Here is a 22828-nt window from a genome sequence, read left to right on the forward strand (position 1 = left end):
TTCTATGTCGTATACATAATAAATCTATATGTCTCCTATACCACTGGTTATTATTGGAGGCGGTCCAGCTGGTTATACAGCTGCCATCTACGCTGCTCGAGCGGGCCTACATCCCATTCTATATCAAGGCCCTAATCCAGGTGGTCAATTGACGATCACAGGAGAGGTAGAGAATTATCCTGGCTATAAAAATGGTATAACCGGTCCTGCTATGATGGAAGATTTTAAAGCCCAAGCAGAACGATTTGGCACTGTAGTTAAAACGGGTACCATTACCAAAGTAGATTTTGCTACCTATCCACGCCGTTTGACACTAGATAATGGTGCAAGTGTCCTGGCCCAATCTGTTATTATTGCTGCGGGTGCATCTGCAAAATGGCTGGGTTTACCTGCAGAAAAGAGGCTATATGGCAAAGGTGTCTCTGCTTGTGCAATTTGTGACGGTTTCTTTTTTAAAGGTAAAACGGTTGTAGTAGTAGGTGGAGGAGATACCGCTGCGGAAGAATCCCTTTATTTAGCCAACCTTTGTCAAAAAGTACATTTATTAGTGCGTAAAGGCCAAATGCGTGCTAGTAAAATTATGCAGGAACGTCTTTTTAAAAGACCCAATATTCAAGTTTCATTTCATACAGAAGTTAAAGATATAATAGGCCAAGAATCTATAGAAGCAGTAGAAACTGTCCATACTTTATCTAAGACCATTACCCTTATAGAGGCTACTGGTTTATTTGTTGCGATAGGCCATCAACCCAATACTTCGCCTTTTCTACCTTATATAGACGTAGATCAACAAGGTTACATTCAAACAAAACGAGGCACTACGCAAACCAATATTCCTGGCGTTTTTGCGGCTGGAGATATTCAAGATCCTTATTATAGGCAAGCTGTTACAGCTGCTGGAACCGGTTGTATGGCTGCACTAGACGCGGAACGTTTTCTAAAGGAAACAAGTGAAGATTTTTTAAAAGAAACCAATTAATGTTCCTTTCGAAAAACACTTATGTACAATCATTATTTTGGTTGTTGCTTAGTATATTGGCAAGTTGTTTAAATGATTTGGTTACCAAATTACTCATTACAGAGCTATCTTCTTGTCAAGTTTGCTTCTTTCGTTTTATATTAGGTAGCTTGTTCCTAGTACCTATTATGCACCATAGGGGGAAGTCGACTTTTAAGACCCAACGCTTATCCCTACATATTTTTCGTGGCCTATTTTTATCGATTGGAATGGGGATATATGCCTATAGCCTAACTAAGATGACCATCAGTAGTGCAACTGTAATAGGATTTACCAATCCTATTTTTGTGCTTATCTTAGCAAGAATCTTTCTTAAAGAAGTAGTGGCTTGGCCCATATGGATGGCTACCTTGTGCACATGTCTAGGGATGGCCTTGATATTGCGCCCTACTACCTATAATAGTGCTGCTTTATCGTGCATTCTGGCAACTATTGTTTTTGCTTCATTAGATGTTATAAATAAAAAATATGTTGCATATGAGCCTATTCTTTCCATGCTTTTTTTCTCTAATTTGGTAGCTGCTTGTTGCATGTTACCAGTAGCTTGTTACTATTGGAAAGTACCAACCTTATTGGAACTATTTTTTTTAAGTATACTGGGAATTGGCAGCAATTTAATTCTTTATTTTTTATTAAAAGCTTTTCAGCAATCCAAAGTAGCTTCCTTGGCACCTATGAAGTATACAGAATGGGTCCTTTCTATCTTATTGGGCTATCTTTTTTTTCAAGAGTGGCCCACCTTAAGTGCCTTATTAGGAGCAGCCATTATTGTTTCTTCTACTTGCTTTATCTTATACTACCAAAATCGCTAACCAAATATTCCTAGTCCCAAAACTTTTTTAAGATTTATATTTTTATTTGATATTCGTAATCAAATTGAGACCGTTGCAATAGACTTTTAAGATTTGTATTAAACAAGTACTTTTATATTTATGAAATAGTTAATTTTTAGTTTTTATATGAAAGTTTTTATTTAGTTTTTTGATGATATAGTTATGGCAATAAAAACAAGTAGCCAGTTATCTTTTGGAGATATATCAGCTAGTCTCCGTAAATGCAAGCATACCTTTTTTAATCAAATAAATAATCTAATTAATTGGTCATCAGTAGAAAAAGAGCTTTGTATTTATTATCCGAAAGGCTTACGTTTGTCAGGCAAACCTGCCTATAGTCCCCTTCTTTTATTTAAAATGCTTTTGCTTGAACAGTGGTATGGATTAAGTGACTACCAAGTCGAAGAAGAGGTAAATGATCGTATTACATTTAGCAGGTTTTGTGGTATATCGATGGATAATTCAGTTCCAGATCATAGTGTATTAAGCAGATTTAGGACTGCTCTTACGGAAAAGAAGGCTTTAGATAGGTTATTAACAATAATTAATAATCAGTTATCGAGTCATGTTGTACTGGTTCAACATGGTGCAGTTATTGACGCCTCTATAACGCCTACTTCTAGAGGTCCCAAAGGTAAAAAAAGCTATAATTTGCATGAAGATGGTACTATATCGGTATCCCATAGTTATCAAAAAGGGGTAGATCAAGAAGCTAGTTGGACCAAAAAAGGTCATGATCTTTACTATGGCTATAAACGCCATGTCCTTGTAGAAAGTAAAGAAGGTTTAGTGCTGGCAGTCAGTACCACAAAGGCATCTAATCATGATGGTGCCCATTTACCCATATTATTGGATAAAGTATCCTTAAAAGCAGGCAGCAGGCTCTATGGAGATAAAGGCTATAGCGGGTTACCGAACGAAACTTTATTAAAGAAAAAAGCTTAAAATCAGCTATTCAAAAGAAAGCTACTAAAAACCATCCCTTATCACCTACTGCTAAACGTTTCAATAAATTGGTATCCAAGACGCGCTATAAAGTAGAGCGGGTATTTGGTAATATTAAGCGTTGGTTCCGTAGTGCAGGAGCTCGTTATATAGGACTGGAAAAAACCCATACGCAACATGTTATGGAAGCTATAGCCTATAATTTATATAGGGCCCCAAATATCATTTTAAAGGGTTTTTAGGGGGATGGTATATCTAAAATGAACAAAAATTAACTTGAAAATCAATAAATAATGATTTTTATGCATCCTTAACCATAAAAACCACAAAAAATAACACTAGAAACTTATCAAAAATTACAATAACTATCTATTGCAACGGTCTCAAATTATATAATTATTTATATCGGCTATTTTATTATCTATCTTATTAACCTGAACTCTGGATTAGATTTTCATATTTGCGTATAAAGAAGCTTCTTTGAGTTTTAAATTTAGGTGATTGAAAATTACCTCTAAAAACTAAAGGAGCCGCTTATGAATGTAGACAAATTAGTAGAAATATATTATATGGTAGATGAGTTTTTAATAAAATTTATGCCTTATATGGAGAAAAAGCTGTTAACAGAGCCCACAAGAAAACCCACTAGAACTTGTTCTCTTAACTTAAGCGAAATAATGACTATACTAATTGCTTTTCATCTAATAGGTTTTAGAAATTTTAAGATGTATTATATTCATTTAGAGCAATTTCACTCAAGTGAGTTTAGAACATTAGTGAGCTATAATAGATTCATATCACTAGTAAAAAGAACGTTAGTTCCTATGTATTTCTTTACGCATAGTCTTTCTAAGACAAGAACAGGTTGTTATTTTATGGATTCAACAGCCATTAAAGTTTGTAAGGTACAAAGGGCTTGTTCTAACAAAGTATTTAAATCAATAGCTACTAAAGGTAAAACAACGACTGGCTTGGTTTTTTGGGTTCAAGTTACATTTGATTGTAAACGATTTAGGTGAAATTATGAATTTTACACTTACCCCAGGTAGGGTCAAGGATAGATTCCCTGCAAAAAGTTTATGCAAAAATTTAATCGGTAAAGTATTCTCGGATAAAGGCTATATCAGCAAAGAATTATTTGAAAAACTTATGGAAAAAGGAATAGAGCTCATTACCCATATCAAGAAAAATATGAAAAATGCTTTTATGACATTATGGGATAAATTAATGCTTCGAAAGAGATCCATCATTGAAACCATTATCGATCAGCTTAAAAATATTAGCCAAATAGAACACTCTAGACACAGAAGCATACCTAATTTTATTGTCAATTTAATAGCTGGTATTACTGCTTATGGGCTAAAAGAGAAAAAACCGGCTATAGCTAATATATATGCAACTGGTTTACAATAATTCTAATCCAGAGTTCAGGTTATTTGATAAAAAATACCTAGAAGCAATCGTATCTCCAAAGTGCGTGATTATTATCTTTTCCATAGCACATTTTTTAATTTTTTTTTATATTAATTCTGTTGGCTATTTTACTATAGCCATTATGTTACATGACATAACACAAACAGAAAATATAGTTTTCAATCAATTACGAGCATCCCCAAAAGGTTGTGCAAGCTTTTAAAATATCTTTTAGGTTTTATCAATTTATGTGCCTTATATGGCAAGGTTCTATTTTTTAGAGGTTGCTATTGTAAATAACAAATAACCTAATGCAGCATCAAGGTGCATATTTTTATTCAAAATTAATACAATATTGCTGAAAATGAATAAAAAATAAGTATATATTGTTTATATTTTTTACCATTACCTTAAAAAGTTATGATCATGCAGACCATTTTATTACAAAGGGTTATTATATCCTGTTTATCTGTTATGTTTTATATAACAGCCATAGCCGCTAGGTGTAAACGCCACCCCTCTAATCTAACAAATATCAATATAGTAACAGAGCCCGTAGCTATTCAGACTGAAAAAGTAACAATAGGTGAAACTACATCTGATGTGCTTCCATCTGTTAAAAGTGTTTCAGATTCACTTAGCCAAGAAGAAAAAGAAAATATACAAGAGTTAGTAGAAGCAGAACAAGTGCTAGAAGCAGAAAGAAATCTTTTAGAACAAGAAGTAAATGAAGGAAGGCAAAATCCAAGCGCTCCTGATCAATGGTGGGATGAGGACATATATTCATATGGAAATCAGGCCTTTTCTTATGAGTATAGTCAACAGCCTCCTTCATATAAGTCTTCCTCAACTACTTTTCCTGCTGATCCGCTTCCTCCTTCATATGAGAGTCATGGATTTGATAATCCCCAAAGCTGTGTGACTTCATCTAATCCATATACAGAATCTATATGCGATCCAAATGATTTAAAAGATGCATTAAAGCATCCAACATACAAGTATCAATATCTCACATTTTATTTAGCAAAAATTAGAAATCTAGCAAAAGAAATATTTTTGTTTAAGAAAAAAATAAAAATAAATGAAAAAGACTTAGCGTTGCTTGAAAAGGAGCTACTAGAATCAGAACATAAAAAAGCGATTTTAGAGCAAACAAACCATGTAATATCTTTAGATCAAACCTTTCTTGGTGATACGGAAAGAGTAATTAAAATTATTTCTATGAGCATTGCAATACGAGAATATGAAATAAAATATTTGAAAAAAGTTATTCAAAAGAAGAAAGAAAAGAAAGAATTTGATCATACAAATAACCCAAACCTATCTCAAGCTCCATCTACTAACGGTAGTAACCTATATCCAGATTTATCCTCAGAGTTAAATATTATTAGATCTTCTATCTAGGCCAATAGGGTGTGCTAAAAGGTATAAATTGCTTCTTGGAATAGCGGTAAAGCGGCATCTTTTGCTGAAATAATTTCCGGTTTTCCATAATCTTCCCAAGGAATATTTAATGTAGGATCTTTAAAATAAATGCCTTTTTCTGCATTTGGGCAATAATAGCCATCGCACTTATAAGCTACTGTAGCCTTATTACTTAAAGCCATAAAGCCATGGGCAAAACCTACCGGTACAAAAAGCTGATGGTTGTTTTCTGAAGAAAGTACAAAACCTTGCCATTTGCCAAAAGTATCCATGTTTTTACGCAAGTCTACTGCTACGTCCCATATCACACCCTCTACCACCCGTACCAATTTGGATTGTCCATAAGGTGCCAGTTGGTAATGGAGACCACGAACCGTTCCTTTTTTAGATAAAGATTGATTCTCTTGTACAAAAGAAGCCTCTAAGCCTATTGCTTTGCATCTTTCTTGGTGGTAAGATTCAAAAAAATAGCCCCTTTCATCGTAAAATACATCAGGTTTAAACAGTAAAAGACCTGAAAGATATGGTGCTTCTAATTGCATCATCTGTCCATAGATATAAGTAAACTATATGTATATATATGATTTTAAAAATTATGTATATAAAAACATTAGAATCCATTACTTTACAAATTCGTAACCTAACACAAATCCTAAGCCATTGATGCCTATTACCAATCCAGACCTTCCTCTAAATTCAAGCCCAAAATTCCAGACTAAATCCCAATGCAACTGCTCATTACTAAACGATTGAGGGCGTGCGCTATTGGGATCAATTTTAAGAATCGCAGAACGTAGTTTCCATAACCCATTCTGGGCTATCTCAGGTATAGCATCGAAGGTAAGCGCTTCTTCGTTAGCTAAATCTCTATATTCTATTAAACTGTCATACAATATATCCTTGATTATAGAAGTGTCAACATGAACAGGACAATATTGCGTTTTCTCTATAACAGGAAGCAAACATATCAAACGAGGTCCTCCATAGCATATCCATCTGCGACTTTTTTCTGGATACAATCGCAAAAATAAAGGTATACTTATTGCGTGAAATTGTATATTGGCAAAAGCAAGGTGCACTGTATAGCCTTGATATGGATGGGATAAAGCCTTAGATAATATGTTGATAACACGGCGCCCAAAAGAGAATAGATCTGGATCTAACACCTTTTGACGATCGAGTGAAAAATCTACTGTATAAAAAGAATTATGGCTATATAACAATCCTATTTGAAGACCTATTCCATTTAGGGGATGCCATTCCACAACAGGACCAACCGCTATTTCCCTGCCAACTGCCCAATGTTTTTGAATAACTTTTTTAGTACACTTAGCCCAAGCTATTATACCAATGTGTAAAATAGATGACTGGGTTTTGTCCAAAAAATCATTGTTCTGGATTATATTTTGACCAGGTGTTGTAGCAAAAGTTAGATAATGGCTTACTAATCCTATCCACCATCCAATAAGCCGCCCAAAGGTTTGTACTTTTTTTGCCTTGCTCATTTGATGCATATGTCTTCTTTATCTTTACTGAAAATTATTTATATCTATTGAATCGTCGCTAGATTAAAGTTAGCCTGTTTATTCAAGCAAGACCAAATTCAAAAATTTCTACTAAGAAGATAAAATAAGATAAGAGTAAGACAAAACCAACGTCCTATTATTTACCTTAGACAACTTTATTTGGGAGCATAAGGGCTAGATAAATATTTTTTGGTACAATCCCAACCATTACTGGAGTGATTTTATGGGTAGATAGCTTTAACTATATAGCCCATTGAGCTTCTTTTAAAGAGACTCAATGGGCCATCTTTATTTTTTATTTATCTAAAAGTGATACTATCCCCTTAGTTAGATAATAATTTAGTGCCATCAAAACCCAACATAAGCCCTATTCCATTCATTCCTATTATAAATCCAGACTTTGTATTGTAGGAAAACCCCCAATCCCAAGTAAGGTGGGTGCCAATTTTAAGTTCATTAGGTGTTTGGTTATCTGAATCAAGCGATTCCAAGATTTTCTTAAGTTTGTTTTTTATATCTGATTCACTATCGGAAAAACGAATATTGTCATAATAAGTTTGCTTAGCCTTAAAAGGGATCATCAGACGAGGTCCTATATGTAATACAAATTGTCGGTCACTTCCTGGATAAAACCGAATAGACAATGGAATACTAATTGCTTGGAATTTAATGGCATCAACATCGATGACACTCCCGTTGGAAGCGTCTTTTATTGGCGTAGCCTTACCAGACCAACCGTCTACTAAATTTCCCCCCCATATATCTGCACCTAGTGTGCCCAAACGATTGTAACTATACATCACACCCGTTTGAATGCCTATTCCATTCAGTGGTTTCCACTCTACAAAGGGACCTATTACAAATTCATGACCCAAACAGAAGCGATTTTTAATCTTTTTTATAGGACCTTTACTCCATAATTTTACACCAATATGCCAAGGCAGCGCTTCACTTACATCGAAAAATCCACCTTGCTCTGTTTCATTAGCTTGGGGGGCAGCAAAAGCAGGGCCATAAGCCACCAAATATGCTGATAAGGCCACCAGTTTTGTAATCTTTTGTATCGTCTTTTTCATTGTATCTTTATTTTAAAGTTTAAAACTACTCCAATTTATATGTTAAAAACAGGCAAATGACATCCTTTAAATAGCTTCCAAAAATACTTCTGATAAAATTGGTTGACACTAAACTACTAGACCATTATACCGCTATGTACATCTAGATTGGGACAATATAAATTTACTGCATCTTAGTGGAAATTAAAAACTATTCATGCCATACATCTACTTGTGTAATCCTATGTTTAGAGAGCAATATTCCTTTTGCTTTTGGCCTTTTAACCGCAACTTTTTCCAGATCATACATGATCGAACGCTTTTCATGACCAGTAGCGTCTGTATAATAATGCAATTGTAATTTCGGTGCTACAGCAGAAGTAACCTGTTTTAAAATACAAACATCTGATTCTGAAATAAATATATTATATCGTTTATCTAAAACTCCCTTATCTATTACAAAGCGTTTCACAAAATAATTTTTCTGTACCGTATTGTAATAGACCACTGACAACAAATGGCCGTCCCTTAATAGCTCTATAAGGAGCACTTCATCAGGAGCTAGTTGGAACGAAATTGGATAAGTAGTAACCATATAGTCACCTGATTTAAAAACTAAAAGTATCTTATCCGTTGGTCCCAACATACCCAGTAATCTTCCGCTTCCATTAGCCGCTATTTGCCCTGTAGCGCCATCGTACCAAAGTGCTACTTTGGCTAATGTAGAGCGGATTTGTCCTTTGCGTTGCACCTTATAAATGGTATGTTTGGTCAACATATTGCCTTTTGCGGTACGTCCCTTTATCGCTAAATTAGAAAAATTAAATTCAAATTTCTTTTTAGTGGTTCTACTTATAGGTGAAAGGATAATGGTAACGGTCTCTGCCGCTCCATTGGGATCATCACTTAAATAGACTACTCTAGAACCTGGTGTCCCTAAAGTGACATCATAGGTTTTGTCACGTGTAATACCCAATACTTGAAACCGTTTGGCAAAGGCAATACCTGTTGCACCATCTACATAAATTAAATTGTAACAACGTTTTGTATCTTTTTTCTCATAAATGGATACATGTATAATATCTTTGCCTATAAATAGTTTATCTGTTACCTTAGTGATGACATATTGGCCATTTTTACATATTACAATGATATCATCTATATCAGAACAGGCTTCCACGAATTCTTCTCCTTTAAGGCTATAACCAATAAAACCTGCTTTGCGGTTTACATACAGTTTGTAATCCTTTACCACTACCTCATGGCGCTCAATAGGGTCAAAGCTGGTTAAAATGGTTTTTCGCGCTCGGCCTTTTCCATATTTTTGAAGCAGGTGGCTATACCAGGCTATGGTGTAATCCTTTAAGTTTTGTAAGTGCGCTATAGTAGTAGCCAATTGGCTTTGAAGCTGGGTTAAGGTTTCCTGTGCACGAAAGCCATCATATTGTGAGATGCGTTTGATCTTAATATCTGTTAAACGGACCAAATCTTTTTCTACAATGGGTCGGTCCAAATCATAGGGTTTAAGCTGGTCTGCTATAGTGGTGCGTATTTCCTCCCAGGTTCTGCATCCCTCTATCTTCCTATAGATACGGTTTTCGATAAAGATTTTCTCTAAATTGGCGAAAAACAATTTTTCTCTTAATGATTGCTCCTCTAAAAGTAATTCTTGTTCCAATAAATGCGTTGTACGGGCTACAGTATAGGCTAAAAGATCAGTCACCGTTACAAAAACCGGTTTTTCATCTTGAATGACACAAGCATTAGGCGCATAACTTACCTCACAATCTGTAAAAAGATAGAGTGCATTGATAACGGTTGCTACCTGTTGACCAGGCAATAAATGAATTAGAATTTCAATATGGTCTGCAGTGTTATCAACCACATTTTTAATTTTTATTTTACCTTTTTCATGTGCTTTTAGAATGGAATCAATTACACTGGTCGTAGTAGTACCGTAAGCGATTTGGTTGATGGCCAATGTTTGCTGATCCCGGACTACAACAGTGGCACGTATGCGAACTTTTCCTCCTTTTTTACCCCCATTGTAGTCCGTACAATCTGTCAATCCACCTGTTGGAAAATCTGGAAATAAGGAGATGGCCTTGCCCTGAAGCAGATCTATAGAAGCCTCTATCAGCTCTATAAAATTATGGGGTAAAATTTTAGTAGCCAATCCTACCGCAATGCCCTCTACACCTTGAGCAAGCAATAAAGGAAATTTAACTGGTAAAGTACGGGGCTCTTTTTTTCTACCATCGTAAGCGAGTTGCCAGATTGTAATCTCTGGACTATACAAAATATCCTTTCCAAATGGTGCAAGACGGGCTTCTATATAGCGGGCAGCTGCAGCGCTGTCTCCTGTTCGAGGGTCGCCCCAATTCCCTTGTGTATCTATCAATAATTCTTTTTGACCTATTGCTACAATGGCTTCTGTAATAGAAGCATCACCATGGGGATGGTATTGCATGGTTTGCCCTACAATATTAGCTACTTTATTGTAACGACCATCATCAATAAGCTGCATGGCGTGCAGAATCCTACGTTGTACAGGCTTAAGACCATCTTCTATGGCGGGCACCGCACGTTCCAAAATCACATAAGAAGCATAATCTAAAAACCATTCCTCATACATTTGCTCCATGGACCCTGTGGGAGATACGATTGGGTTGTGCGTTGTACCATTAGAGCCGTTTGGTACATCACTTATTTGGTTCATAATGCTCAAAAAAGAAACATATTACCCAATAGATTGGCTTTTAACTCTTTGCCCGGCTTCTATTAAAAGTTCTATGGCTTTTTCCCTCCCTTCGAATCCCTTAACCTTAACCCATTTTCCCCCATCTAAGTCCTTATAATGGCTAAAAAAGTGTATAATACGACCTTTTAAGAGGGTGTTTAACTGTCCAATGTGGTCAATATGCGCAAATTCAGGAGCTATTTTTTTTATAGGTAATGCAATAATTTTTTCATCTAAACCAGATTCATCTTCCATCAACAATACGCCAATAGGTCTGGCTTTAATGACTGCTCCGGATATAATCGGATAGTTGGCTGCTACCAGCACATCAATAGGATCCCCATCTCCCGAAGCAGTATGGGGTACAAAGCCATAGTTACAAGGATAATACATTGGTGTTGCAATAAATCTATCTACAAATAAAGCACCTGAAGACTTATCCATTTCATATTTTACCGGATCATGATGCATTGGAATTTCAATGATCACATGCAAATCATTTGGAAAATCCTCTCCTAATGATATCTTTTCTATATTCATTCTCTTGCAGATTAAAATTAAAGTAAATAAAGATAGTATGTTTAACGCATTAACCAACATTAAAAATAAACCTAGATCAATCTATAAAGTACGGCAAAAATTGTAATATAGATCCGTTATCTTTTCTTTCTTTCTTTTTCATTTCCTCCATTCATAATAGATAGCAGAGGCCCGATCTGATCACGGTGGGGGTAAAACCCGTTATGATCTATAACCACTGTAACCATACTCTGGTCGTACGTTTGTATTCCCATTATAACGCCAACTTGGGATTAGATTATTGCGTCAATTTTGGCGTAAAAATGAGTTAAGTAGATGCGGTACCTTTCTTCTCCGAATGTTTCTTTTTGGTTTTAGAAGTATTTTTTGGTAGTCTTTCATTATTCGATACTTGTACCGGTGGTAGGCCACTACATGATCCATTTTCTAGCTCATTTTTTACTTTATCTTCAATAACATGAATCATATATTCTACCCATTGTTCTGTTGTTTTGCTCCCTTTTCCTCTTTTCCCTATTTTCATTCTGAATGTATAAGCCCCCGTTTTTAACTTTGGATCAGTAGTTAAGGTAATGGATAAACCAGTAGCCGGTATAGGCTGGTTTTTAAGTGATTCAACGCCAAATTTTTTTGTGTGATAGGATCCATTTTGCTCTATTGCAACAGATTTAATACTATAACCTTCTGTCTGGCCAGTTACGCCTAGTAGTATAGATTGTTCCATTCCAGCTTTTATGGTAATGTCTTTTAGGGTAAAGATTGGCGGTGTCTCCACGTTGCTTTCCGAGGCAACTCCATCGTCTTTTGGATCTATTGCTAAGTCATTAGTCTTTTTTGGATCTGTTTCTAAGCCATTAGAAGGCTTGCAGGTTTTTTGTTTATGTTTTTCAACTATAAGCTCAGCTTTGTTAGCAGCCATTTTGTTTTTACAAGATCCAGCATATATACAGACGTATAAAATAGAAACTATCGAAAAACGGATAAAAATTGCTATAAGATTATTACAGACCATAGGAAATCCATTTTATGTGTTTAACCATATACCAATAAGCTAATTTTTTTTAGCCCATGCAAAATTATAAACCTAAAAATAAAATTTCACGATAAAACCCTAATTTATATATATTCGTTTGTTTATCTGATCTATCATTTAAAAATAACCAGCTTGTACAAATGTCTTTCTATCATTCTATTTTCCCTATGCTCTATACGGTGTACTATATCATCTAATCGCACTGCTATTTTATTGTCATTCTTTATAATATTACCTATTTTGCCCTTTTATTTTTTGATGCTATGAAAAATTTTATTGCCAGCTTATACTGGCGTGGTATGATTCATGATATGGTTCCAGGTACAGCAGCACATCTCAATAAAGGTATGGCTACCGGATACGTTGGGTTCGATCCTTCTGCACCTTCTTTACATCTGGGGAATTTGGTTCCTATTATGTTGTTAAAACACTTTCAAGAAGCGGGGCATAAGCCTATTGCATTAGTAGGGGGCGCTACCGGTATGATTGGCGATCCTTCTGGGCGTAGCCAAGAGCGGGTGTTTTTAAAAGAAGAAGTCTTGCGTTACAACGAAGCATCTATTGCCAAACAGTTAGAAAAATTTTTAGATTTTTCTACTGGTCCCAACAAAGCTATTTTGTTAAATAATTTTGATTGGTTTAAAGACTTCTCTTTCCTAGAATTTCTACGTGATATAGGGAAACATATACCTGTTGGCTATATGATGGCTAAAGATAGTGTAAAAAAACGGATAGAGACCGGTATTTCTTATACCGAATTTGCTTATCAATTGTTACAAGGGTATGATTTCTACCATCTCCATCTACATAAAAATGTAACCCTACAAATGGGTGGATCTGATCAATGGGGTAATTTAACTACAGGTGTTGAGCTTATTCGTAAAAAATCTCAATCTCATGCCTTTGCAATAACTGCTCCTTTGCTTACCCGTTCGGATGGAACTAAGTTTGGAAAAACAGATGCTGGGACTAATATATGGTTAGACCCAGCCCAAACCTCTCCTTATGAGCTCTATCAGTTTTTGTTGAATAGTGGAGATCATGAAGTGGAAAAATTAATTAAAATTTTTTCTTTTACTAAAAAAGAAGAAGTAGAAGCACTTATTTTAACCCATCAAGCCAAACCCGAAAAAAGGCTCTTACAGCAAACATTGGCTAAAATGGTCACCACTATGGTCCATTCAGAAGCAGCTTGTAGGCAAGCCATAATCTGTAGTAACATTCTTTTTAGCCATACTGCTTCAACAGATGCGCTTTATGCCCTAAGCGAAGAAGATGTATTGCGTGTCTGTGCAACCATACCTAAGATCCATATTACACGTATTGCATTAAGTACAATAGACTCTATAATTTCTTTATTGTCCGTAGCTACAGAAAATTTGATTATGGCTTCTAAGTCAGAGGCAAGACGTGTGATCACATCAGGTGGAATAAAGGTAAATAAAGTATTGATAACCGATCCTTACCAAAAGCCCGATTTTATCTTATTGCATAATCGTTATCTATTGGTGCAAAAAGGTAAAAAAAATTACTACCTTATTGTTGTTGTTGAGTAATTTTTTTTAACATGATCACGAGATCTTTCAGCAGTGCTGTATATGGTGTAAACGCTTTTATTGTATCCATAGAGGTAAGCATTGTGAATGGCACAAGCCTATTTATGGTAGGGCTTCCAGATAGTGCCATTAAGGAGAGTCAACACCGAATAGAATCGGTATTAAAGCAGATTAAATGTACTATGCCTCGACAACGTGTCATTGTAAACCTTGCTCCGGCGGATATACGGAAGGAGGGCGCTTCTTATGACCTACCGATTGCTTTATCTATTTTACATGCTTCAGAACAATATAGTTTATCTCGTTTGTCTACTTATATTATTATGGGCGAATTGGCTTTAGACGGAGCGCTTAGACCAGTAAAGGGGGTATTGCCTATTGCTATTGAGGCCCATAAAAATGGATTTAAAGGTATGATTGTTCCAGAAAAGAATGGGCTAGAAGCGGGTGTTGTACGTAAGATAGAGGTCATTGCTGTCAACCATATTACAGAAGCAATCGCTTTTTTATCTGGAGAACGTGCCATTCATCCTATAGAGGTAGATACACGTAAACTCTTTGCAGCCCAATCAGATGCATATGCAGTAGATTTTGCCGATGTACAAGGACAAGAAAACATTAAAAGGGCCTTCGAAATTGCAGCAGCTGGTGGCCATAATGTTATTATGATTGGACCTCCTGGTGCAGGTAAAACCATGTTGGCCAAACGGTTGCCCTCTATTTTACCCCCTTTTACTTTGGCTGAGACACTAGAGACTACTAAAGTTTATTCGATAGTAGGTCGTATGGATAGTATTGGTGGATTACTGTCGACAAGACCCTTCCGAGCGCCACATCACACGATTAGTGATGTAGCGTTGGTAGGAGGAGGTACTTTTCCACAACCGGGTGAGATTTCTTTGGCCCATCATGGAGTGCTCTTTTTAGATGAATTGCCAGAGTTTAAACGGAGCGTACTGGAAGTGATGCGTCAACCTTTAGAAGATGGTAAAGTAGTCATTTCAAGAGCTAAGTTTTCTATTGAATTTCCCGCTAACTTTATGCTTATTGCCAGCATGAATCCTTGTCCCTGTGGTTATTATAACCATCCTGAAAAACCATGTATGTGTAGTACGGTTCATGTGCAACGTTACCTCAATAAGGTTAGTGGACCACTGTTGGATAGGATAGATCTCCATGTAGAAGTTGTACCTATCCTATTCGAGACATTGACTGCTTCAAAAAAGAATGAAGCAAGTCATCTGATTCGAGAACGTGTTGTGCAGGCAAGGAAAACACAACAAAAGCGTTTTCAAGATCATATGCAACTCTATACCAATGCACGGATGTCTTCTAAGCTCACTAAGCTGTTTTGTCCTATTTCAATAGCTGGGCAAAAGCTGTTACAAGCGGCCATGGAAAAGCTGGGTCTTTCCGCAAGAGCATACGAAAGGATTTTAAAAGTAGCTAGAACGATTGCCGATTTAGCGGGTAGTGCAAATATATCAGAAATACATTTGGCAGAAGCCATTCAGTATCGTAGCTTAGATCGAGCAGGATGGGGTAGTTAGAAAATCATGGTCTTTACCTAACTATCTAAGGCTAGCAAAATATTTATTAAATTTAAAAAGATTTGCTAAAAATTTTTCTATTTATCCACTAGACCATTCGAATGGAACAGTGGGTTCAAATGATATATTAGTGGGTAATGTATATAATATATATATAATATATTGCTATTTAGTTGTGTTCTATTATGTTTGCGCAGATGATTGTATATTTTTATGACTGGTATTCGGTGTGTTTCTTTTAAAAATAAAAAAGTACTTATACGGGTTGATTTTAATGTACCTATAACGGATCAGGGTATGATTACCGATGACCGACGTATCCGGAGCAGTTTACCAACCATTCAAAAAGTAATAAAAGATGGTGGAATAGCTATTTTACTTACCCATTTTGGTAGACCTAAAAATGGATATGATCTACGTTATTCATTAAGTAAGCTTTTACCTACATTATCTAGTTTATTGCAAGTACCTATTGCTTTTGTTCCTTATTGTGTAGGCGCAGGTGTAAAAAACAAGATAGATGCACTAGAACCAGGAAGTGTTTTATTACTTGAGAATGTACGTTTTCATTCAGAAGAACTATTAGATGATAAAGATTTTGCGCAAGAATTGGCTGGATTGGCAGATGTCTATATTAATGATGCTTTTGGAACCATCCATAGAAATCATGTTTCTACTAGTTTACTACCCACTTATTTTAAAGAACGATATGCAGGCTATTTATTGCAACAGGAAATAGCCATTGTTGATAAACTTTTTTCAAAAGAATCATCTCCTGTTATCGCTATTATGGGGGGGAATAAATTGGTAGATAAAGCAAAGCCTATTGAAGGTTTAATACCTTATGTAGACCATATATTGATTGCTGGAGGCCTTACACTACCTTTTTTCCGTGCAAAACAGGCGCTACAGCTTTCCCCACAGCTTCCCCCTATCGATGAACAAGCAGAGGTAATTGCTAGTAGGTTGTTTGATCTGTTGATGCACAATAGTCACTGTCAACTGTGGTTGCCAACCGATGCTATAACTGCTCCTGAAATGGATGTAGAAGCTATGGTATCTACTTTATCACTTACTGATATACCCTATGGTACCTATGCATTAGATATTGGGCCATCTACACAAGCACACTTTGCTAGATTGATCCTACAAGCTAAGACCATATTATGGACTGGGCCTATAGGGATATTTGAATGGAATAAATGTGCGACTGGTACAGTAGCTATTGCGCAGGCCATTGCAAAAGCTACGCAACAGGGTGCCTATAGCATAGTAGGTGGTGGAGACACAGCTGCTGCTATTAAACAAATAGGATATGAAAATCATGTTTCTTATATTTCTACAGGGGGAGGAGCTTTGTTAGCCTATATTGCAGCAGATAGAAAATTACCTAGTTTAGAGGCACTTAATGCATAGCATAGCTATGAAGCAATAGATAAATCAAGGTCAAATTAATGTTTGCCTTATTCAAGGCTAAACAAAGACTTTATGTTCCGTTAACATACAAAATGATTCATATTCTTTTTAAAATCTTTACTTGATTTTTCAATCAGAATTTTTCTGCTTTTGTATCAAAAAATTGCTTGCTATTACTCTAACATATATAATATTGGTTATACTTTAAAAGTTTACATTAAACTTAATAAATTATCTATTTACGAAAAAATCATATGGTTCACAAAAAAGTTTTCCTATTTCTAATTTCTATTGGGTTATATATGCACTCCATATATCCCATTTATGGCCACAACCAGCAAGCCCTTGTACCTCTTGATCAGACAATATGTATTCTTAAATCACCACCTATACAAAGCCATGTTGCACCTATAGCGGTGCATTTAGCAGCTGCTAAAGGAGATGTAGTCCGTCTTCGTTCTTTAATTGCTGATGGTAAGAATATACAAGTGTTAGACGAGAATAAAATTACTCCATTGCATATTGCTGCAGCCAAAGGTCATTTGCTTTGTGTACAGGAGCTTATTAATGTCGGTGCTAAAATCAATGTAGTAGATTCTCTAGGAAGGACACCACTCTATTTTGCTGCTCAGAATGGTCATTTGGCCATTATTCGTGAGTTGGTTGCAGTTGGTGCCACTATTCGGTCTGCCGATTACCGAGGTAGAACCCCACTTCATCTTGCTGCAGAAGGGGGAAAATCCCAATGTATACACTACTTAATTCAAAAAGGCGCATATGTAAATGGATTTGATGAAGACCAGCTTACACCTTTACATTGTGCAGCTTTATCAGGTTCATCTTTATCTATTGAAGCCCTAATACATGCAGGTGCAAAGGTAGAAGTATTTACTAAGCAAGATAAGTTTACGCCTTTACATGCTGCTGCACAAAGTGGTAGTGTAGAAGCGGTTCGGTTATTAGTTCGTAATCATGCCAACCTAAATGCTATTAGCCGAGATGGTCTTACTCCCCTTTATTGCGCGGCGCAATATGGCAACCTTGCCGTATTAAAAGAACTATTACATTATAAAGCAGATATCCACGCAGTAGAAGGTCTCAATACACCCTTACATGCTGCCGCTTTAAATGGTCATTTAGATTGTTTGAATCTATTATTAAAGGAACGAGGCAACTCATCTATTCGCAATAAAGAACGAAATACGCCTTTACATTTGGCAGCTTATTATGGTAAAAGTGATTGTTTACAAGCATTGATAGCTGTTAATGAAAGATATGTACAATTAATAGGTGCAAAGCAGCGAACGCCTTTACATTGGGCGGCTCGATTGGGCCATATTACTTGTGTCGATCAGCTTATTGAAGCAGGGGCAGCTATAAATGTAGGAGATTTCCATAATAAAACTCCTCTACATCTAAGTGCTTTCTATGGACATGATGGATGTCTGACTACCCTCTTAAAAGCTGGTGCAAATCTTCATGCTACTACCCATATAGGTTTTACACCATTACATATGGCCACTAAAAGTAGCAATATAAAATGTTTAAAAATATTCTTAGAAGCGGGTGCTAAGCTCTCTGCTGTCGATAGATTTAAAAATACACCCTTGCATGTATCTGTGGCATTTCAAAATATAGATGCTAGTTTAGAACTTATAAAGGCGGGTGCACCAGTAAATATCCCTAATGAATGGGGAATTATACCACTACATATTGCTGCCAGAGAAGGAGACTTGATTACTTTACAAGCACTTATCAAAGCAAAATCTAAAGTAAATACTGCAAAAAAATCAGGCGCTACTGCTATGCATGTAGTTGCAAAAAGAGGACATCTGGCTTGTTTGAAAGAATTGCTACAAGCAGGTGGAAAGGTTCGGGTCTACAATCAGGTTAAGGAAAGTCCATTATATTTAGCAGCTGCTAATGGTCATTTGGATTGTGTAGAGGCATTGATTGAAGCTGATCAGAGTCAGGACGTTATTACTAAAAAGATCAAAAACAAATTTCAGGATCAACCACTGTTGAATAAAGTTATCAAAAACAAGGCTAAACTAGATGTAGCGAATCAGTTTAATGAAACTCCTTTGTATGCTGCAGTTAAAAATGAACATATAGATTGTGTCTTATTGCTTATACGTCATGGTGCAAAGGTAAATATTAAAGTAAAAGGAGGGAAAACGCTTTTACATATTGCTGCTGAAAACGGATGTGCAGTTTGCGCAAGGGCTATCATAGGAGCAAAGGCAAACATTAATGCATTGGATCACTATAAAAATACACCATTACACCTTGCTGCTCAGAATGGTCATACTAAAGTAGTGCAAGAACTAATAAGCGCAGGTGCTTTATCAAAGAAAAATAAATTTGATGGCACACCTGCTTATTTGGCATTACAGAATGGACACATAAAATGCTATGAATTATTGAAATGTTACTTTAACCATCAATAAAAATTAGGTTCTGTCGCATTTGTTTTATGGAGTAAGTTATTTTAGTTATTTTAGTATTTTTAGTTAAAAGTTGAGCCTGTAAAATGGCTCTGTCCAATTAAATGTGTAAATTATTTTTAGGGTTATTTTATTCTATTTTCAAATTTAATTAGTCGGCCCTGAAATACCATATAATTATTTGTTAATCAGCAAATAAATGGTTAAATTTATATATGGTTAATAACCAGTTTTTAGGTTGTTTTGTATAAAAAGCTTGCAAAATAAGGATGAAATCTAAGAAAATAAATAATAGCCTTGAGCGTTTGTTTGAGCAACGCTTATCTAGTTTTCTCAACCCGAAACATCCATTATTCCAGTTATCTGATTCGATTCCTTTTCACTCCTTAGCATCAGATTTAGACCGCGGTTTTAGCTATGGACCTGGTCAACCTCCTTTGCCTATTCGTTTAATTATAGGTCTTCTCATTATCAGTCATATGTATAATATTTCTGATGAACAAGTAGTGGTTAGATGGGTAGAAAACCCTTATTGGCAATACTTTTGTGGATATGATTATTTTCAGTTTAAGATGCCTTGTAACCCCAGTTCATTGACCCGTTGGCGCCATAGATTAGGTCAAGAAGGTCTCAATAAGATTTTATCTATGACTATAGACTTAGCGCTAAAAAAAAAGTAGTGACCCGAAAAGAACTTGAAAAAGTTATAGCTGATACTACTGTAATGGAGAAAAATATCCGTTACCCAACTGACTCTTCTTTGCTTAATAAATCCAGAGAAAAATTGGTCAGTATAGCCAAGAAAACAGGTATTAAACTGCGTCAAACTTATCAGCGTTTAGGTCTATCTATCAAACGTAAAGTTGATTGCTATGCTCATGCTAAACAGTATAAACGTTTATCTAAAGGCATTAAAACATTAAAAACCTATCTTGGTAGAGTAGTCAGAGATGTAGAACGTTCTATACAATCCTCTGATGATCTAATACGGAATCAATTTACCAATCTACTATCTATAAGTAAAAAACTTATAAACCAATCAAAAAAAGTAAAGATAAAATTTATAGCATCCATGAACCATCCGTCTACTGTGTAAGTAAAGGTAAGTCTAAACATCCTTATGAGTTTGGTTGCAAGGTACAATTTACAGTAACGCATAAAAAAGGTTTAATTAGTTTCTAACAGAAGCAATACATCCTAATGCTTACGATGGCCATACTTTGCAGAAGAGTTTATTACAAGCCGAGCAATTATCTGGTACCAAAGTAAAGTATGCTTTTGTAGATAAAGCCTACCGGGGTAATAATATACCTGTTAGTGAATGTAATATATTTATAAGTGGTTCTAAAAGGGGAATAACGCCTGCTCTAAAAAAAGCTATAAAAAGAAGATCTTCTATTGAACCGCATATTGGTCATATGAAATCCGATGGTAAATTATCTGTTAACTATTTGAAAGGTATTCTAGGAGATAAACTTAACGTTATTTTATGTGCTATTGCTCATAACCTACGACTGATTACAAGAAAGTTATTCTTAACACACTCACAATCACATAAATTAAAACCTATATAATTAAAATTCTTAATCCAAAACCAGTTATACCTATATCTTGGGTAGGAAAAATAGAGCGCCTGCTAAACCATAAATATTGTAAAAAAAGATCCATTCAATAAATTTATTCAAAAAAAATATTTCAGGGCCGACTAATTAAAAAATGTGCTATAGCCTCACTCCAATTATGAATAGGCATGGTCCACTTTTTGGTCATGTAGTTAATAGTTAAATATAAAGTTTTAAAAACAGCTATATCATTAGGAAACACTCTTTTATTTTTAGTAACTCTACGGAATTGGCTATTTACAGATTATCGAGTAGATCCAGGGATTACTCCCTGAATCCCTCACAGAACCGGACTTACAGATTTCCCATATCCGGCTCTTCAACAAGAAAACTGGCAGTAATTATATAGTACAGAATGAGGCAGGTATGGTTTTATTAGGCCATATCTTTTTATGATATCCCGATATTTATCCCATTTTATATACCCTCTCTGACTTCTACGACCTAAGTATTTATCCCACATGTTTACAACATGACGGTAAAATGATGATATACTTGGATAGTTGCCCGTTACTCCATAATAGTTGTAATGACCTCTCGGTACTGCATTGAGATACCTTGTCTGCCAGGCTATTGGTTGATGCTTATGTTCTTAGCACCACTTAGATAGTGTCGTCATGAAATATTTTGTATATTAAGTTTGTAGTTCCTATTATATTTTTAAATTAATAACCTGAACTCTGGATTAGAATTATTGTAAACCAGTTGTATATATATTAGCTATAGCCGGTTTTTTCTCTTTTAGCCCATAAGCAGTAATACCAGCTATTAAATTGACAATAAAATTAGGTATGCTTCTGTGTCTAGAGTGTTCTATTTGGCTAATATTTTTAAGCTGATCGATAATGGTTTCAATGATGGATCTCTTTCGAAGCATTAATTTATCCCATAATGTCATAAAAGCATTTTTCATATTTTTCTTGATATGGGTAATGAGCTCTATTCCTTTTTCCATAAGTTTTTCAAATAATTCTTTGCTGATATAGCCTTTATCCGAGAATACTTTACCGATTAAATTTTTGTCATAAACTTTTTGCAGGGAATCTATCCTTGACCCTACCTGGGGTAAGTGTAAAATTCATAATTTCACCTAAATCATTTACAATCAAATGTAACTTGAACCCAAAAAAACCAGCCAGTCGTTGTTTTACCTTTAGTAGCTATTGATTTAAATACTTTGTTAGAACAAGCCCTTTGTACCTTACAAACTTTAATGGCTGTTGAATCCATAAAATAACAACCTGTTCTTGTCTTAGAAAGACTATGCGTAAAGAAATACATAGGAACTAACGTTCTTTTTACTTAGTGATATGAATCTATTATAGCTCACTAATGTTCTAAACTCACTTGAGTGAAATTGCTCTAAATGAATATAATACATCTTAAAATTTCTAAAACCTATTAGATGAAAAGCAATTAGTATAGTCATTATTTCGCTTAAGTTAAGAGAACAAGTTCTAGTGGGTTTTCTTGTGGGCTCTGTTAACAGCTTTTTCTCCATATAAGGCATAAATTTTATTAAAAACTCATCTACCATATAATATATTTCTACTAATTTGTCTACATTCATAAGCGGCTCCTTTAGTTTTTAGAGGTAATTTTCAATCACCTAAATTTAAAACTCAAAGAAGCTTCTTTATACGCAAATATGAAAATCTAATCCAGAGTTCAGGTTAATATTACTATGATTAGATAGAATATCAACCAAC

13 protein-coding genes and 4 pseudogenes are annotated in these 22828 nt (G+C 35.4%); 10 read left to right on the forward strand and 7 right to left on the reverse strand.

Going from position 1 to position 22828, the window contains the following annotated elements; genetic code table 11:
• The first annotated feature begins 28 nt into the window (after positions 1-28).
• The 5 genes and pseudogenes from trxB (at position 29) to CHV_RS03055 (ending at position 5613) form a co-directional block, all read left to right on the forward strand.
• Positions 29-979, forward strand: coding sequence for a thioredoxin-disulfide reductase (trxB, locus tag CHV_RS03025; protein ID WP_034577228.1), 951 nt, complete (start codon positions 29-31; stop codon positions 977-979).
• The gene (locus CHV_RS03030; RefSeq protein WP_034577230.1) at positions 979-1830 is read left to right on the forward strand and encodes a DMT family transporter; all 852 of its coding nucleotides are present in this window, start codon (positions 979-981) and stop codon (positions 1828-1830) included. The genes trxB and CHV_RS03030 overlap by 1 nt, the downstream gene beginning before the upstream one ends.
• Before the next feature lie 183 nt (positions 1831-2013).
• A pseudogene (locus CHV_RS03035) lies at positions 2014-3038 on the forward strand (IS5-like element ISCca3 family transposase).
• 294 nt (positions 3039-3332) lie between these two features.
• A pseudogene (locus CHV_RS03045) lies at positions 3333-4209 on the forward strand (IS982-like element ISCca1 family transposase).
• A gap of 426 nt (positions 4210-4635) precedes the next feature.
• A complete protein-coding gene (locus CHV_RS03055) occupies positions 4636-5613 on the forward strand; it encodes a hypothetical protein (RefSeq protein WP_034577242.1) in 978 nt (325 codons plus the stop codon).
• 14 nt (positions 5614-5627) lie between these two features.
• Here CHV_RS03055 and rfbC read toward each other — a convergent pair whose 3' ends face one another.
• The 6 genes from rfbC to CHV_RS03085 form a co-directional block, all read right to left on the reverse strand.
• Positions 5628-6179 (reverse strand): dTDP-4-dehydrorhamnose 3,5-epimerase, encoded by a 552-nt coding sequence (gene rfbC, locus CHV_RS03060; protein ID WP_320408511.1) that lies wholly within the window; start codon positions 6177-6179, stop codon positions 5628-5630.
• Between the two features lie 75 nt (positions 6180-6254).
• The gene (locus CHV_RS03065) at positions 6255-7148 is read right to left on the reverse strand and encodes a hypothetical protein (RefSeq protein WP_130721335.1); all 894 of its coding nucleotides are present in this window, start codon (positions 7146-7148) and stop codon (positions 6255-6257) included.
• Between the two features lie 335 nt (positions 7149-7483).
• Positions 7484-8236, reverse strand: a complete 753-nt coding sequence (locus tag CHV_RS03070) for an outer membrane beta-barrel protein (protein WP_034577246.1) — start codon at positions 8234-8236, stop codon at positions 7484-7486.
• Positions 8237-8426: 190 nt separating this feature from the next.
• Positions 8427-10859, reverse strand: a complete 2433-nt coding sequence (locus CHV_RS03075) for a DNA gyrase/topoisomerase IV subunit A (RefSeq protein ID WP_255346408.1) — start codon at positions 10857-10859, stop codon at positions 8427-8429.
• Between the two features lie 96 nt (positions 10860-10955).
• Positions 10956-11495, reverse strand: a complete 540-nt coding sequence (ppa, locus tag CHV_RS03080; protein ID WP_034577250.1) for an inorganic diphosphatase — start codon at positions 11493-11495, stop codon at positions 10956-10958.
• A 307-nt stretch (positions 11496-11802) separates the two neighbouring features.
• Complete coding sequence (locus tag CHV_RS03085; RefSeq protein WP_130721336.1) at positions 11803-12414, reverse strand: hypothetical protein; 612 nt, start codon at positions 12412-12414, stop codon at positions 11803-11805.
• Between the two features lie 377 nt (positions 12415-12791).
• On the opposite strand from CHV_RS03085, the gene tyrS reads away from it, so the two are divergent.
• The 5 genes and pseudogenes from tyrS to CHV_RS05305 all read left to right on the forward strand — a co-directional run bounded on the left by tyrS (position 12792) and on the right by CHV_RS05305 (position 21172).
• Complete coding sequence (tyrS, locus tag CHV_RS03090; protein ID WP_034577255.1) at positions 12792-14084, forward strand: tyrosine--tRNA ligase; 1293 nt, start codon at positions 12792-12794, stop codon at positions 14082-14084.
• 11 nt (positions 14085-14095) lie between these two features.
• Positions 14096-15634 (forward strand): YifB family Mg chelatase-like AAA ATPase, encoded by a 1539-nt coding sequence (locus CHV_RS03095; RefSeq protein WP_034577256.1) that lies wholly within the window; start codon positions 14096-14098, stop codon positions 15632-15634.
• Positions 15635-15847: 213 nt separating this feature from the next.
• Positions 15848-17050 (forward strand): phosphoglycerate kinase, encoded by a 1203-nt coding sequence (locus CHV_RS03100; protein ID WP_034577259.1) that lies wholly within the window; start codon positions 15848-15850, stop codon positions 17048-17050.
• Between the two features lie 302 nt (positions 17051-17352).
• A complete protein-coding gene (locus CHV_RS03105; RefSeq protein WP_034577260.1) occupies positions 17353-19500 on the forward strand; it encodes an ankyrin repeat domain-containing protein in 2148 nt (715 codons plus the stop codon).
• 266 nt (positions 19501-19766) lie between these two features.
• Positions 19767-21172, forward strand: a pseudogene (locus tag CHV_RS05305) (IS5-like element ISCca5 family transposase).
• Positions 21173-21810: 638 nt separating this feature from the next.
• On the opposite strand, the pseudogene CHV_RS03120 reads toward CHV_RS05305, so the two are convergent.
• A pseudogene (locus CHV_RS03120) lies at positions 21811-22689 on the reverse strand (IS982-like element ISCca1 family transposase).
• Between the last annotated feature and the right edge of the window lie 139 nt (positions 22690-22828).

The organism is Cardinium endosymbiont cBtQ1 of Bemisia tabaci, from assembly GCF_000689375.1.
GTDB lineage: Bacteria > Bacteroidota > Bacteroidia > Cytophagales > Amoebophilaceae > Cardinium.